Here is a 14,824-nt window from a genome sequence, read left to right as displayed (position 1 = left end):
GGGCAAGAGCGGGAAAGCGCTGGTATGTCAGGTCCGTGCTACCTATTTTGAGAGAAACGAAAAAAGCGGGGCGACAATTTGGTCATCTCTTCCCTGTCAGACAGTCTGGTGCGCGGCCTTGAGAGTGTCGGCGACAGCGTGTCCGAAGCCCTGTTCGAGCCGGTTATCCGTCTGGGCGTCACCGGATTGGCGCGGTCGGGCAAAACGGTGTTCATCACTTCGCTGGTTGCCAATTTGCAGGACCGGGGCCGCATGACCGGTCTGGTGGCCCAGCGCGAGGGTCGGATCAACGCCGCCTATCTTCAGCCGCAACCTGACGACACAGTGCCTCGGTTCGACTATGAAACCCATCTGGCGGCCCTGACCGGACCGCAACCACATTGGCCGGACAGCACCCGTGCGGTGTCGGAGCTGCGCCTGTCGTTCAAGGTGCGCCCCGCCGGTCTGCTGTCTGGGCTACAAGGGCCGCGAACGGTTCATCTGGATATCGTGGATTATCCGGGCGAGTGGCTTTTGGACCTTGCCCTATTGGACAAGTCTTATGAGGAGTGGTCGACCGAGACGCTGAACCGCATCGCGGGTCGCGCCGAGGCCGACGCGTTTCTGGCGCTGGCCAAGGCCGCAGAGCCTGAGGCCGAGCATGACGAACCCACCGCGCTGTCGCTTGCCAAGGCCTTTTCGGATTACCTGAACGCGGCGCGCGACGCAGGATACTATGACTGCACGCCCGGGCGGTTCCTGTTGCCCGGCGATTTGTCGGGGTCTCCGGTTCTGACTTTTGCGCCGTTGCCCGTTGATGGCAAAGCCCAGCGGCGCAGCTTTCACCACGAGATGGCCCGTCGGTACGCGGCCTATAAATCTCAGGTCGTAAAGCCGTTTTTTCGCGACCATTTCTCGCGAATTGATCGTCAGGTCGTTTTGGTGGACGCGCTGGGCGCAATCCACAAGGGTCCGCAGGCGGTTGAAGATATGCGCCGCGCGATGGCGGATATCCTGTCGGCCTTCCGGCCTGGCCGCAATGCGTGGCTGAGCCAGCTTCTTCTGGGGAAACGGGTCGAGCGTATCCTTTTTGCCGCGACCAAAGCCGATCACCTGCATCACCTACAGCACCCCCGCCTGACCAATATCATGGAGGCGCTAACACGCGACGCCCGCGATCGGGCGAGTTTTGCCGGTGCGCAAACGGCGGCTTTGTCACTGGCTGCGCTACGCGCGACGACGGAAGAAATCCGGTCCCATCAGGGGGCAGACCTTCCATGTGTGCGCGGTACGTTGCCCGATGGAAAACACGCGGCCTTCTATCCCGGTGAGTTGCCCGAAGACCCGGCCCGCCTGTTGGGGCCGGCCCGTGACGGCGCAGGTGCATGGTTGGACGCCGACTATGGTTTCATGGCATTTGAGCCAGCCCAACTGTCTTTGCGACCGGGGGATGGTCCGCCCCATATCCGTTTGGATAGGGCCGCGCAGTTCCTCATAGGAGATCGCCTATGACCGTGATCCTGCGTCCAGCCCGCAGCACGGACGCCGGTGCGACCGGTGAAATCCTGCATGGTTTCGCGCTCGAGCATGACTGGATGCCGGAATTGCATTCGCGCGCCGAGACCATAGCCTTTTGCGGTCGTATGATTGATCAGGACTGGGTAACCGTTGCGGAAACCGATGAGGGCATCGTGGGTTTTCTGGCGTTGAACCAATGCGAAGTTCATTCCCTGTATCTGGCACCCAAGGCCCGGGGGCGTGGGATCGGACAACGTCTGTTGGACGACGCCAAGTCCAAGCGGGCCGAACTGTCCCTATTTGCGTTTCAGCTAAACCTGCGGGCGTGTCGGTTTTATGAACGTAACGGGTTTGCCGAAGTCGCCCGAAGCGACGGGGCGGATAACGACGAAAACCTGCCGGACATCAAATACGTCTGGAAAAGAAGCGAGGCTGTCGATGGCTAAAGGTCCGGTTGTTTTTGATCTCGATGCCGAAGAGCCTTCGGTTGACGTGTCTACTGCGCCGCCGGTTCCGGATGTCGCGCCAGTGCAGGGGCAGGCCATGCAAACGGCGGTCAGATTGGCGGCCAGAAAGCCCTCGGTCTTGTCCCGGTGGTTCTGGGGTTTGGCAATCGCAGCGGTTGGTGCTGTCGTTTCCATCGCCGCCTGGGATTTTGCCACGTCACTTTTGCTGCGCTCACCTGTTCTGGGTTGGGTCGTAACGGGGCTGTTTGGCGCGCTGGTTTTCGTCGCGCTGCTTATCGCCGTTCGCGAGCTGGCCGCGATTGGCCGGTTGTCGCGCATTGATGGCCTGCGCCGGGCTGCTGACGAAGCGCTGGCCGACGAAGATTTGAAAAAGTCCCGCGACGTTGCCGAGAAACTGATCAATTTCTACAAGGGCCGTGACGAAACGAAATGGGGCCGTGATCGCCTGAGCGAGCGTATGAACGAACAATTCGACGCGTCGGGCCTTTTGACACTGGCCGAGGACGAACTGCTTGCCCCGCTGGATGCTGCTGCCAGCCGCGAGGTCGAGGCCGCAGCGCGTCAGGTTGCGACCGTGACGGCTCTGGTTCCGTTGGCTTTGGCGGATGTTGTAACGGCGTTGGCCGCGTCGCTTCGGATGATCCGGCGTATTGCTGAAATCTACGGGGGTCGGGCAGGTTTTCTTGGGGGATGGCGGCTAACGCGCGCTGTGTTCGTGCATCTGGTGGCCACTGGCGCGGTGGCAGTCGGCGACGATCTGCTAGAGCCGGTTCTGGGTGGCTCGGTCCTTAGCAAACTGTCCCGTCGTTTTGGCGAGGGGTTGGTAAACGGCGCACTAAGTGCCCGCGTCGGCGTCGCAGCGATGGAAGTCTGCCGGCCGTTGCCATTCTCGGATCAACACAAGCCATCGACCCGAGCGATGGTTCAACGGGCTTTGACGGGGTTGTTTTCCAAGACTTGACCTAACGCAAGGTATTCCTGTCTGCTGGCCTGCATAACAGCGCCGGAGCCAGCCATGACCGAGCACGGACACAGCCATCAGGAAATAGCGGAACGGATCAATGCTCCTCCGGGTCGGGGGGTGCTGCGCGATGTGGTCTACGGCGGCATTGATGGGTCGGTGACTACATTTGCAATCGTGGCTGGCGTGGCCGGAGCGGGTTTATCTCCGTTTGTCATTGTCGCGCTGGGCTTGGCCAACGTATTGGCAGACGGTTTCTCAATGGCTGCGGGAAATTATTCGGGCACCAAGGCCGAGTTGGACAACATCCGCCGCATCCGTGTGATCGAGGAACGCCATATCAGCCTTTACCCTGACGGTGAGCGTCAAGAAGTCCGTGAAATTCTGGCGCAAAAGGGACTTTCGGGGCGCGTGCTGGACGAGGCGACCGATGCGATCACAGCCAACCATGAAAACTGGATAAATCTTATGATCGAGGGCGAATATGGCCTCGGCTCTGTTGATCCGAACCCTTTCAAAGCTGCGATGGCGACATTCATGGCCTTTCTGGTTGCAGGGATGATTCCGCTCTTGCCGTTTTTGCTATCCGTCGAGAACGCTTTCACGGTGTCTGTCTGGATGACGATGGGTGTGTTTTTTGCGATCGGCGCGTTGAAAAGTCGCTGGTCGCTGGCCCCTTGGTGGCGGTCAGGGATCGAAACGCTGCTGATTGGCGGTGCGGCCGCGTTGATCGCGTATCTTGTGGGGTCGTTGTTCCACCCATAGGGGGCTGGTGTATCGACAGGCAAGGCAACCCGCGCCATTCGCCGCAGGGGGCGGAACCTCTGGACCATCCGATGCGGGCGTCCTATAAGCGCCGCCATGTATGACCGGATGGCCATCATTATCCGAATTATATCCCCGGCGCTCTGATATCCTGAGACGCCGGGCAAAGGTGTTTGAGACTTCGCACCGACCGCTTCGATCCACACGACGACCAGATCATCCAAAGGACGCCCCCAATGTGCGCCGAAACACCTGATTACAAAGATACGCTGAACCTGCCCAAAACCGATTTCCCCATGCGCGCTGGCCTGCCCAAGCGTGAACCCGCATGGCTGGAGCGTTGGGAGAAAATCGGCGTCTATGACCGTCTGCGCGAGAAAAAAGGCCGCACGCCCTTTACGCTGCACGATGGCCCTCCGTACGCGAACGGTCACCTGCATATCGGCCACGCGCTGAATAAGACCATCAAGGACATGATCGTGCGGAGCCATCAGATGATGGGCCATGACGCGCGTTACGTGCCCGGCTGGGACTGCCACGGCCTGCCCATCGAATGGAAGATCGAGGAACAGTACCGCAAGAAGGGCAAGAACAAGGATGAGGTGAACGTCGTGGACTTCCGTCAGGAATGCCGCAAATTCGCCGAGGGCTGGATCGACATCCAGCGGGAAGAGTTCAAACGTCTGGGTATCACCGGCAACTGGGCCGATCCCTACATCACAATGGACTATCACGCCGAGGCCGTGATCGCCGACGAGTTCATGAAGTTCCTGATGAACGGCACGCTCTATCAGGGGTCGAAGCCCGTGATGTGGTCGCCCATCGAAAAAACCGCCTTGGCCGAGGCCGAGGTTGAGTATCACGACAAGGAAAGCTTCACCATCTGGGTGAAGTTCAAGGTCGTGAATGCGGGCGATCTGGATGATGCGTTTGTCGTGATCTGGACGACGACCCCGTGGACGATCCCGTCAAACAAGGCCGTGGTCTACGGCAAGGACATCTCGTATGGCCTTTACGAAGTCACAGGCGCGCCCGACGAATGCTGGGCCAATGTGGGTGACAAGTTCCTGCTGGCCGATAATCTGGCCGCCGACGTTCTGGGTCGTGCGCGCCTGAACGACGACCAGTGGACCCGCTTGCGTGACGTGACCACTGATGAGCTGGAAGGGGTCCAACTGACCCACCCGCTGGCCGGGGCCGAGGGCGGCAATGGCGAATGGGACGACATCCGCGACTTCCGCGCAGCCGAGTTCGTGACCGATACCGAAGGCACGGGCTTCGTCCACTGCGCGCCCTCGCACGGGATGGAAGAATTCGAGCTGTACCGCGACTTGGGGATGCTCGAGCAGGTCATCACCTATAACGTGATGGACGATGGAAGCTTCCGCGCCGATCTGCCGTTCTTTGGCGGCAAATACATCCTGTCCCGCAAGGGTGGTGAGGGTGACGCGAACAAGGCCGTCATCGACAAGTTGGTCGAGGTTGGCGGGTTGCTGGCGCGTGGCAAGATCAAGCACAGCTATCCGCATTCGTGGCGTTCCAAGGCTCCGATCATCTATCGCAATACGCCGCAGTGGTTTGCATCCGTGGACCGCAAGCTGGACGATGGCATGGGCGAGATGGGCGATACCATCCGTGAACGCGCGTTGCGGTCCATCGACGAGCTGGTCAAATGGACCCCGCAGACCGGTCGCAATCGTCTGTATTCCATGATCGAGGCCCGCCCGGATTGGGTTCTGTCGCGCCAGCGCGCCTGGGGCGTGCCGCTGACCTGCTTTACCAAGAAGGGCGCTCTGCCCACCGACGCGGATTACCTGCTGCGCAATGACGATCTCAACGCTCGCATCAAGGCGGCGTTCGAGAAGGATGGCGCGGATATCTGGTACACCGACGGGTTCAAGGAACAGATGCTGGACGGCATCGCCAACCCCGATGACTATGATCAGGTGTTCGACGTCCTGGATGTGTGGTTCGACTCAGGCTCGACCCACGCCTTCGTTCTGCGTGACCGCGAGGATGGCACCGAGGACGGCATCGCCGACGTCTATATGGAAGGCACGGACCAGCACCGCGGGTGGTTCCATTCGTCGATGCTGCAGGCTTGCGGCACTAAGGGCCGCGCACCCTATCGCAATGTGGTGACGCACGGGTTCACTCTGGATGCCAAGGGCAACAAGATGTCCAAATCACTGGGCAATACCATCGTACCGGAGGAGGTCGTGAAGCAATATGGCGCGGATATCCTGCGCCTGTGGGTGGCTCAGACCGATTATACCGCCGACCAGCGGATCGGGCCGGAGATTCTGAAAGGCACCGCCGACAGCTATCGCCGCCTGCGCAATACCATGCGGTTCATGCTGGGCTCACTGGCAGATTTCACCGAGGCAGATCGGGTCGCACCCGAAGATATGCCGCGACTGGAACGTTGGGTGCTGAGCCGTCTGGCCGAGCTGGATGAACAGGTGCGCAAGGGCTATGCCGCGTTTGACTTCCAGGGTGTGTTCAGCGCCGTGTTCACCTTTGCCACGGTCGATCTGTCCTCGTTCTATTTCGATGTGCGCAAGGATGCGCTGTATTGCGATGGTGACAACCTGCGCCGCCGCGCTGCGCGCACGGTTCTGGACATCCTGTTCCACCGTCTGACCACGTGGCTGGCACCGGTTTTGGTGTTCACCATGGAAGAGGTCTGGCTGGAGCGTTTCCCGGGCGATGACAGCTCGGTCCATCAGGTGGATTTCCCGGATACGCCTGCCGACTGGCGCGATGCTGATCTTGAATCCAGCATGGCCAAAATCCGCCGCGTCCGCCGCGCCGTGACTGCCGCACTGGAGATTCAACGTCAGGAGAAAGTCATCGGCTCAAGTCTTGAGGCCGCACCGATCGTGCATGTCGAAGACACCGAGGTGCGGGATCTGCTGGCGACCTTCGACGTGGATGATCTGTGCATCACCTCGGGCCTGACCGTCACCGGTGATCCGGCCCCGGCCGAGGCGTTCCGTGTGCCAGAGATCGAAGGTGTTGCAGTGGTGTTTGAAAAAGCCGAAGGCGAAAAATGCCAACGCTGCTGGAAAATCCTGCCGGATGTGGGGCGCCATGCGCATGACGGCGTGTGTGGGCGCTGCAACGAGGCGTTGGGATAAGTTTCGGGATTTTGCGAGGCTCTGCCTCGCGCTCCGAAGTATTTTTGAACAGAAGAAGCATGGGGCGCGACCTGTTTGGGGTTGCGCCCTTTGTCAAAACGCGGTCAGCATTTGGCTATGCCGATGATTGCTGTTGATACGCGATTTGGATGCCTTGGGGTCGAAGAGACGGACGGGGCGATCACGCGTCTGATCTGGAATGGGCGAAACGCGGGTGAGGCGTCGCCGGTTCTGAAGGAGGCCGCGGCGCAACTGAAGGCTTATGATCAGGGGCGGTTAGAGCGGTTTGATCTGCCCTATCGTGTTGCGGGATCCGAGTTCCAGCGGCAAGTCTGCGATCTGATGTTTGCCATACCCTTGGGTGAGACTAGAACCTATGGCGAGATCGCCAAAGAGTTGGGTCAACCGCCGCAACCAGTTGGGCAAGCCTGCGGAGCGAATCCGATTCCGGTGATCATCCCCTGTCATCGCGTGTTGGCCGCGAACGGGTTGGGCGGTTTCTCAGGCGAAGGTGGGGTTGAGACCAAGGTCGCTTTGCTGCGTCATGAAGGGGCCGCCGGTTTGCTGATCTGAGTCGCGGATTTCTGTTGCAATCCCGGTGCTTGGGGCCCAACTTGTATCAGATAGAGAATTCAAAGGACCGAATGGTATGACTGCTCAATCAGACTCGGCTGCCCGCAAGAAGGCAATCATCGACCGCCTGATGTCGTTGGAAGCGCAGGAGCTTGCGACTGCGCAGGCGCATTATGATGCGTTTCTGAAGGACTCGCAGTTGGATGATCGCGAAGGGCACGACAAGGATGACATCGCGGCGTCACGAGAGAATGCGGACCTTGCCGCAGCATTCGATGCGCCGGTTCACGCCCATCATGCCAAGATTGATGTGATCGAAAACACCGATTTCAGCGTGACTGACACGGTGCAGCCCGGTGCTGTGGTCAAGTTCAACAATCGCCGTTTCGTGGTCTGTGTCTCGACCACTCGGTTCGATGTCGATGGCAAGACCTACATGGGTATATCGACCCAAAGCCCGATCTATCTGGCCATGACGGGGCTTCGGCAAGGTGACGTGTTTACCCATAATGGGACTGAATTCGAGGTTCAGGAAGTTTTGTAATCCCGGCTTCTGCGCGGCGGGATCACCTGCTGCGCGACGCCTGCTGAAACCAGATACAAGCTGGTAACGACCAGACCCCAATGCGCCCAGCTCTCGGGGTGGAAATCCACCCATGCGGCCCAGCCTGCAAAGAACGTCCATGCAAGCGCCATCGGCAAGGTCAGGCTGCGCCAGCGTTCGGTGCGCACGGGGTGCACGAATTTGAGCGGCAGGAACATCGCCAGCGACAACAACGATACAAGCAGCAGGATAACCCAAAAACTAGGCTCTAGCGCGAAGACCACGATGACGAACATGTTCCAGCATCCGGGGAAGCCAGAGAAGGAATTATCCTTTGTTTTCATTCGTGTGTCTGCGAAGTACATGGCGCTGGCGAAGGTGATCACGATAATTGCGAACCAGCCGGTCCATCCGTCCATCAGGCCGGATTTGAACAGCGCAAAGGCCGGGATGAACACGTAAGTCAGATAGTCGATGATCAGATCCAGAAGAACTCCGTCGAATTCGGGGGCGTTCTTTTTGACGTGATAGTGCCGGGCCAGAGGGCCGTCGATACCGTCCACAACGAAGGAAACCACAAGCCACAGGTACATGAGGCTCCATTTCTCTTCTACGGCGGCCAACATTGCCAGCATTGCAAATACGGCGCCGGTCGCAGTGAAGAGGTGGACGGAAAGAGCTTTGAATCTGAGTGTCATGCGTGTCTCTTGAACGATGCTTGGCCCAGATGCAAACCAAAAGCCCGGTTGACGCGAGTTGCCATGCGTCAGGCTTTGGGGTGGGCGCGATTATAGACTTCCATCAATCGTGCAGTGTCTACCGCAGTGTAGGCTTGGGTTGTCGACAATGAGGCGTGTCCGAGCAACTCTTGAATGGCCCGCAGATCGCCTCCTGCGGTCAGCAGGTGGGTTGCGAAACTGTGCCGCAATGCGTGCGGTGTTGCAGTCGCTGGCAGGCCAAGCTGGGTCCGCGCCCGGGCCATGACGCCTTGAACGGCCTTGGGGTTCAGCGGACCGCCGCGCACGCCGCGAAACAGCGCCTTGTTCTTGGATTGCGGGTGGGGGCAGAGTTCAAGATACCGGTCCACCGCGGCGCGGGCGGCTGGTAGAACGGGAACGACTCTTTCCTTGTTTCCTTTGCCGACGACACGCAGTGCCTTGGCAAGAGGGGCGTCGGCACCGGTCAGCGAGAGAGCCTCGGAAATTCGCAGGCCGCACCCGTATAAAAGCGTGACAACGGCGACATCGCGCGCTGAAACCCAGTCATTGTCGGATTGCAATTCGACCGTTTCGATCATTGCGCGAACCGCGTCTTCGGCGATTGGGCGAGGGAGTTTCTTTGTAAACTTGGGGGCGCGGGTAGACAAAACGGCAGTGGGTTCAAACCCTTCGCGTTCGGCCAGCCATCGATAAAAGCTTTTGACGGCGGATAATTTGCGGGCCAGAGATCGCGCACCAACGCCAGATGCGCGCTGATCCGCCATCCATGCACGCATGTCTGACACGGTGATCCGGGACAGGGACGCCAGACCCGAACGCTCGTTATGATGCAGAGTCATGAAGGACAGGAAGTCGGTCACGTCCCCGCGATAGGCCGTTTGCGTGTTCTCTGACCTGCCAGAAAGCGCCCCCAGGCTGTCCAGCCAAAGTTGCAAAGCATCGCGGCAGGCCGGAGAGATCAGGCTCACGACAGCCAGTTGCGCATCGAACGCTCGAAGACGCCCGAGAAGAACGTCAATAGATCGGTGCCCAGTTGCGGCGAAAAGTGATTTGGGTCCTTCGCGCTCATGATGATCATGCCGGGCAATCGGCCTTCACCCAGGTCCAGGCGTAGACATGCTTCGGACCGCAAATGATCGGCGTCTTTGCCAAATATCCGATGCGTAGGATGAATGATCTCGCGCAGGACGACCTCTCGAGCCGGGCCGCTGCGATCAAAGGTCAGGTAGTTATCTACAAAGCCGGGCTCCACCACGGCGAGCACACCGCCCATCTTTTCGATCGCGGGGTCTTCCTGCACGACGGCTGTTTCCAGAACCAGAGTGATGCGGTCAACGCGCAAAATATCAGCAACGTCAGAGCCAAGCGTGCTCAGGAAGCCCTCGAAATCAACGGGTTCAAGCAGGCGCAGGATCGCGCGATGGACCTGATTGGTGCCTGCGAGGTTCTCATAGGCTGCGGCGATGACGGACTTGTGGGTGTCCTCGAGCCTGTCCAGCCGCGCTTCGAGCCTTTGCATGGCTATGCCGCGCAGGTCGATGATGTTGTCTCCGCGTGCTTCTTCATTGGCGGTGACGAGGGCCTGCATCAGGTCCTTGTCATCCAGCACGGCGTAAGGCTCGGCCAGAATCGCCTCGCGGAGAGTGTCCTTGAGTTTGGTATTACTGCTCATGTCCCGTCCGGTCTTTTTTATGTTTTGCCGCGTTATAACACGGCTTGGCGCATTTGCCTTGGGAAAAATGCCAAAGTGACCGGATTTGATGTGTTGAGGGAGAGCTCCCGCCTGTCTGGGCCTGATCAGAGATCAGGTCCCATGCAGTTGGGCCGGGCGCGGTGCCTGACGACACCGCGCGGTCGTGTGGACAATCAGAGGATTTTCTGACCGGTTTTGGCCCAGTCAGAAAGGAAAGTTTCAAGCCCCTTGTCGGTCAGCGGGTGATCAGCCAGCTTTTTGATGACAGCGGGTGGGGCGGTGATCACGTCGGCACCGATCCGGGCGCTGTCGGTCACGTGGTTTACGGTGCGGATCGAAGCCGCGAGGATTTCAGTCTCGAACCCGTAATTGTCATAAACCTGACGGATGTCAGCGATCAGGTCCATGCCGTCGAGGTTGATATCGTCCAGACGACCGATGAAGGGCGAGATGAAGGTCGCGCCTGCTTTGGCCGCCAGAATCGCCTGATTGGTCGAGAAACACAGCGTCACGTTGACCATCTGGCCTTCGTCGCTGAGGGTTTTGCAGGTTTTCAGACCGGCCCAGGTCAGCGGAACTTTCACAGCAATGTTAGGCGCAATCTTGGCCAGCTTGCGGCCTTCGGCGATCATGTCGTCGGCTTCAGTCGCGACGACTTCGGCGGATACCGGGCCGTCGACCAGATCACAGATCTCTTTGGTGACGTCCAGGATGTCGCGGCCCGATTTCAGGATTAGCGAGGGGTTGGTGGTCACGCCGTCCACCATGCCCAGATCGTTCAGTTCGGCGATAGCGTCGATCTCGGCTGTGTCTACGAAGAATTTCATGAGGGCAGTCCTTTGATGGGTTGGCCTTGGTCGCGGATGCCTTTACCTCAAAGAGACCCACGCTGAAACCCCCTGCTGAGGATGCACCAGTTTTGAGCAGCCCGGAGTATTTCAATCAAGGTGAACTGGTCGCGGTGCTAACAACGCAGCCGCTGGACCGGACCTTGGATTACAAGGCGCCCGAAGGCGGGTGTTTTCTGGGCGCGTTTGTCGAGGTGCCTCTGGGTCCGCGCAAGGTTCTGGGCGTGGTCTGGGGGCCGGGGCAGGGGGGCTTTGATCTGGCCAAGGCGCGCTCGGTGATCCGAGTGCTTGAGGTCGCGCCAATGCGCGAAGAGATGCGCCTGTTTCTGGGCAAGGTGGCCGACTACACGCTGACGCCGATGCCCGCAATGCTGCGTCTGGCAACCCGCGCGCCGGGGCTGGGCGATCCGCCGTCGATGAGGAAGGTCTATCGGCTAGGGACTGCCGAGCCGGATCGGATGACAGATGCACGCACTCGTGTTCTTGAGGTGCTCCGTGATTTTGGAGGTTTGGCTTTCACCCTGAAGGAACTGGCAGAGCAGGCGGGGGTCACGTCGTCGGTCGTCAAGGGGTTGGTGAAACTGGGGGCCGTGCGCGAGGAAGACAGCCCTCGCGATCTGCCCTATCCGCGACTGGACCCCGATTTGCCGGGGAAGAACCTCTCGGGTGATCAGGCGGCTGCGGTCGAAAAGTTGCAGGCCGGGCTACGAACCGGCGACTACGGCACGACGTTGTTGAAAGGTGTCACGGGATCGGGAAAGACCGAGGTCTACCTGGAGGCCGTGGCCGAAACCTTGCGCATGGGACGTCAGGCGCTGGTGCTGCTGCCCGAGATCGCCCTGACCGCCGAGTTCCTGACCCGGGTCGAGGCGCGGTTCGGCGCGCGCCCGGCTGAATGGCATTCGGGTGCAACCATGACCGAACGTCGACGCGTCTGGCGGATGGTCGGGCAGGGGGATGCGCAACTGGTCGTGGGCGCTCGGTCCGCGCTGTTTCTGCCGTTCAGGGATCTTGGGCTGGTCGTGGTCGATGAAGAACACGACACCTCGTACAAACAGGAAGACGGCGTGCATTACAGTGCGCGGGACATGGCGGTTCTGCGGTCTTCAATTTGCGGAGGGCGGGTGATTCTGGCCAGTGCCACCCCGTCGCTGGAAAGTTGGGCCAATGCCGAGGCCGGGAAATATGAGCGGCTCGACCTGACGTCGCGCTTTGGCGCGGCGGTTTTGCCCGAGATGAAACCCATCGACATGCGGGCCGAGCAGATGCAGCCGGGGACGTGGATTTCTCCGTCCTTGCGGCAGGCGGTGCGGCAGCGGATCGAGCGGGGCGAGCAGTCGCTGCTGTTCATCAACCGGCGCGGTTACGCACCGGTGACGCTTTGTCGTGCCTGCGGCGATCAGATTGCCTGCGATCATTGCGATGCGCGGATGGTCGAACACCGGTTCCTCAAACGTCTGATGTGCCATCAATGCGGTGAGACGAAGCCGATGCCCGAGGCCTGCCCTTCTTGCGGGGTCGAGGGCAAGCTGGCTCCGGTCGGGCCGGGGATTGAACGGCTGGCGGAAGAGGCCGAGGCCACCTTTCCCGAGGCCAAGATCGCGATGCTCAGCTCCGATTTGTTCGGTTCGGCCCGCGCGCTGAAGGCCAAGATCGAAGAGATTGCCGAAGGCGACGCGGATCTCATCATCGGGACGCAGCTAGTGGCCAAGGGGCACAACTTCCCCAAGCTGACGCTGGTGGGTGTGATAGACGCGGACCTCAGCTTGCACGGCGCCGATCTGCGCGCGGCCGAGCGGACTTTTCAGCTTATGCGGCAGGTTGCAGGGCGGGCAGGGCGCTCGGACAAGCCGGGGCAGGCGCTTTTGCAGACCTTCCAGCCCGAACACCCTGTGATCCGCGCTATTCTGTCGGGGGATGAGGAAGGGTTCTGGAAAGCCGAAGCAGCAGGTCGTCAGGCTGCGGGCGTGCCTCCTTATGGGCGCATGGCTGGAATTGTCCTCTCGGGGCCAGAGGTTGGGCCGGTTTTCGACATAGGCAATGCGATGGCGCGCAACGATGCACCTTTGCGTGACATCGGCGCGCAGATATTCGGTCCTGCGCCCGCGCCGATCGCCCGGATACGGGGGCGGCACAGGGTGCGACTGCTGGTCAAGGCTCCGAAAGGCGCGCCCATTCAGGATGCGATTGCCCGGTGGATTGCCCCCTTGCGATTGAAGGGGGATATACGCCTGACGGTGGATATTGACCCTCAAAGTTTCTACTGAACTCTGCATCCACGCAGATCGACTGTGCGCGGGCTGCTGCCCCCTCGCCAAAGCGCGAAAATAGGCGTAGAGGGAGTCCCATGCTGAAACCAATGCCCCTTTCCGAGGCGCAGAGCCTTCCGTTCTGGCGCCGTCCCGTTACGCTCTTGTTCGTGATGGCATTGACCATGCCCATCGCGTTCAACGCGTGGAGCGCGCTGTTGAATAATTTCGTGATTGAAGTCGCGAATTTCGACGGGGCGGATATTGGGCTGCTGCACACGGTCCGCGAAATTCCGGGCTTTCTGGCTGTCGGCGTAATTGCGGTGATCCTATTCGTTCGTGAACAGGTGCTGGCCATGATTTCCCTGATCATGCTGGGCGTCGCGACAGCAGTCACTGCGTGGTTTCCAAGCCTTGGTGGATTGTTGTTTGTCACCCTTTTTAGCTCGATCGGGTTTCACTACTACGAAACCGTGAACCAGTCGTTGCAGTTGCAGTGGCTGCCCAAGGACCGGGCACCACAGGTGCTGGGCTGGCTTGTGGCGATGGGTTCGGCGGCAACGGCGGTGGTTTACGGGCTGATCGTGCTGACATGGGACCGGTTCGACCTTTCCTACAATACGGTCTTCATGGCCGCCGGAGGGGTTACTGCATTGCTGGCGCTGTTTTGCCTGGTCGCGTACCCGCAATTCGACGCGCCCACGCCGCAGACCAAGAAACTGATCCTGCGCCGCAGATACTGGCTGTACTATGCGCTGCAATTCATGGCCGGTGCCCGGCGGCAGATTTTCGTTGTCTTTGCCGGGTTCATGATGGTGGAAAAATTCGGGTTTGAAGTGCACGAACTGACTGGCCTCTACCTGATCAACCTGATGATCAACATTGCTGCCGCTCCGATGCTGGGCAAGGCGGTGTCGGTCTTCGGCGAGCGTCGCACGCTGATCTTTGAATATGCAGGTCTGGCTATCGTGTTTGCAGCCTATGGCGGGATCTATTGGTTTGGTTGGGGCGTGGTGCTGGCTGCAATCCTCTATGTCATCGATCACGTCCTGTTCGCACTGGCGTTGGCTTTGAAGACCTATTTCCAGAAGATCGCGGACCCTGCTGATATCGCGCCCACGGCTGCGGTGGCATTTACGATCAACCATATTGCTGCCGTGTTCCTGCCTGCGCTTTTGGGGTTGCTTTGGGTCGTGTCGCCTGGTGCCGTATTTGCGCTGGCTGCGGCAATGGCACTGATCTCACTGGCGCTGTCTCTGCTGATCCCGCGCCACCCTGAGCCTGGGAATGAAACCATCCTGTCGAAATACGCTCCGGCACCTGCGGAATAAGCCAGCGCTTGACCTTGGCCGTTCGGGGCCATAGGCG

Annotated in this window: 13 protein-coding genes; 9 read left to right on the top strand and 4 right to left on the bottom strand. The window is 59.9% G+C overall.

Annotation, left to right across the window (positions count from 1 at the left end):
• The first annotated feature begins 78 nt into the window (after positions 1-78).
• The 7 genes from ACR0B7_RS03985 (at position 79) to ACR0B7_RS03955 (ending at position 7,947) form a co-directional block, all read left to right on the top strand.
• The gene (locus ACR0B7_RS03985) at positions 79-1,491 is read left to right on the top strand and encodes a YcjX family GTP-binding protein (RefSeq protein WP_170484489.1); all 1,413 of its coding nucleotides are present in this window, start codon (positions 79-81) and stop codon (positions 1,489-1,491) included.
• Positions 1,488-1,943 (top strand): GNAT family N-acetyltransferase, encoded by a 456-nt coding sequence (locus tag ACR0B7_RS03980; RefSeq protein WP_170484491.1) that lies wholly within the window; start codon positions 1,488-1,490, stop codon positions 1,941-1,943. The genes ACR0B7_RS03985 and ACR0B7_RS03980 overlap by 4 nt, the downstream gene beginning before the upstream one ends.
• On the top strand, positions 1,936-2,925 hold the full coding sequence (locus tag ACR0B7_RS03975) for a YcjF family protein (protein WP_170484493.1): 990 nt from the start codon (positions 1,936-1,938) through the stop codon (positions 2,923-2,925). Before ACR0B7_RS03980 ends, ACR0B7_RS03975 begins: the two co-directional genes overlap by 8 nt.
• 54 nt (positions 2,926-2,979) lie before the next feature.
• Positions 2,980-3,690: a VIT1/CCC1 transporter family protein gene (locus tag ACR0B7_RS03970; RefSeq protein ID WP_170386195.1), complete on the top strand. Its 711-nt coding sequence runs from the start codon at positions 2,980-2,982 to the stop codon at positions 3,688-3,690.
• Between the two features lie 236 nt (positions 3,691-3,926).
• Positions 3,927-6,830, top strand: coding sequence for an isoleucine--tRNA ligase (gene ileS / locus ACR0B7_RS03965; protein WP_170484494.1), 2,904 nt, complete (start codon positions 3,927-3,929; stop codon positions 6,828-6,830).
• Positions 6,831-6,947: 117 nt separating this feature from the next.
• Positions 6,948-7,403, top strand: coding sequence for a methylated-DNA--[protein]-cysteine S-methyltransferase (locus tag ACR0B7_RS03960; protein ID WP_170484495.1), 456 nt, complete (start codon positions 6,948-6,950; stop codon positions 7,401-7,403).
• A gap of 76 nt (positions 7,404-7,479) precedes the next feature.
• Positions 7,480-7,947, top strand: a complete 468-nt coding sequence (locus tag ACR0B7_RS03955) for a hypothetical protein (protein WP_170570020.1) — start codon at positions 7,480-7,482, stop codon at positions 7,945-7,947.
• Here ACR0B7_RS03955 and ACR0B7_RS03950 read toward each other — a convergent pair.
• The 4 genes from ACR0B7_RS03950 to fsa form a co-directional block, all read right to left on the bottom strand.
• On the bottom strand, positions 7,932-8,645 hold the full coding sequence (locus ACR0B7_RS03950) for a CDP-alcohol phosphatidyltransferase family protein (RefSeq protein ID WP_170484497.1): 714 nt from the start codon (positions 8,643-8,645) through the stop codon (positions 7,932-7,934). The genes ACR0B7_RS03955 and ACR0B7_RS03950 overlap by 16 nt on opposite strands.
• A gap of 68 nt (positions 8,646-8,713) precedes the next feature.
• Positions 8,714-9,634, bottom strand: a complete 921-nt coding sequence (locus ACR0B7_RS03945; protein WP_170576696.1) for a tyrosine recombinase XerC — start codon at positions 9,632-9,634, stop codon at positions 8,714-8,716.
• A complete protein-coding gene (locus tag ACR0B7_RS03940) occupies positions 9,631-10,338 on the bottom strand; it encodes a DUF484 family protein (RefSeq protein WP_170386213.1) in 708 nt (235 codons plus the stop codon). Before ACR0B7_RS03940 ends, ACR0B7_RS03945 begins: the two co-directional genes overlap by 4 nt.
• Positions 10,339-10,532: 194 nt before the next feature.
• Positions 10,533-11,186 carry a fructose-6-phosphate aldolase gene (gene fsa / locus ACR0B7_RS03935; RefSeq protein ID WP_170484499.1) on the bottom strand — a complete coding sequence of 218 codons (654 nt, stop codon included), beginning with the start codon at positions 11,184-11,186 and terminating at the stop codon, positions 10,533-10,535.
• 92 nt (positions 11,187-11,278) lie between these two features.
• Here fsa and ACR0B7_RS03930 point away from each other — a divergent pair, with 92 nt between their 5' ends.
• Both ACR0B7_RS03930 and ACR0B7_RS03925 read left to right on the top strand, forming a co-directional pair.
• Entirely contained in the window at positions 11,279-13,474 is a 2,196-nt protein-coding gene (locus tag ACR0B7_RS03930; protein ID WP_170570028.1) for a primosomal protein N', read from the top strand.
• A gap of 80 nt (positions 13,475-13,554) precedes the next feature.
• Positions 13,555-14,787: an MFS transporter gene (locus ACR0B7_RS03925; protein ID WP_170386223.1), complete on the top strand. Its 1,233-nt coding sequence runs from the start codon at positions 13,555-13,557 to the stop codon at positions 14,785-14,787.
• Positions 14,788-14,824: the final 37 nt, after the last annotated feature.

Source organism: Ruegeria sp. BB6 (assembly GCF_056539385.1).
The sequence above is the reverse complement of the archived record's forward strand: the minus strand, read 5'-3'. Positions and strand labels throughout refer to the sequence as shown.

Bases quoted from the DNA above. Each gene is read 5' to 3' on its own strand.
- ACR0B7_RS03980 (WP_170484491.1), top strand. From the start codon at position 1,488: ATGACCGTGATCCTGCGTCCAGCCCGCAGCACGGACGCCGGTGCGACC.
- ACR0B7_RS03975 (WP_170484493.1), top strand. From the start codon at position 1,936: ATGGCTAAAGGTCCGGTTGTTTTTGATCTCGATGCCGAAGAGCCTTCG.
- ACR0B7_RS03970 (WP_170386195.1), top strand. From the start codon at position 2,980: ATGACCGAGCACGGACACAGCCATCAGGAAATAGCGGAACGGATCAAT.
- ileS (WP_170484494.1), top strand. From the start codon at position 3,927: ATGTGCGCCGAAACACCTGATTACAAAGATACGCTGAACCTGCCCAAA.
- ACR0B7_RS03960 (WP_170484495.1), top strand. From the start codon at position 6,948: ATGCCGATGATTGCTGTTGATACGCGATTTGGATGCCTTGGGGTCGAA.
- ACR0B7_RS03955 (WP_170570020.1), top strand. From the start codon at position 7,480: ATGACTGCTCAATCAGACTCGGCTGCCCGCAAGAAGGCAATCATCGAC.
- ACR0B7_RS03950 (WP_170484497.1), bottom strand. From the start codon at position 8,645: ATGACACTCAGATTCAAAGCTCTTTCCGTCCACCTCTTCACTGCGACC.
- ACR0B7_RS03940 (WP_170386213.1), bottom strand. From the start codon at position 10,338: ATGAGCAGTAATACCAAACTCAAGGACACTCTCCGCGAGGCGATTCTG.
- fsa (WP_170484499.1), bottom strand. From the start codon at position 11,186: ATGAAATTCTTCGTAGACACAGCCGAGATCGACGCTATCGCCGAACTG.
- ACR0B7_RS03925 (WP_170386223.1), top strand. From the start codon at position 13,555: ATGCTGAAACCAATGCCCCTTTCCGAGGCGCAGAGCCTTCCGTTCTGG.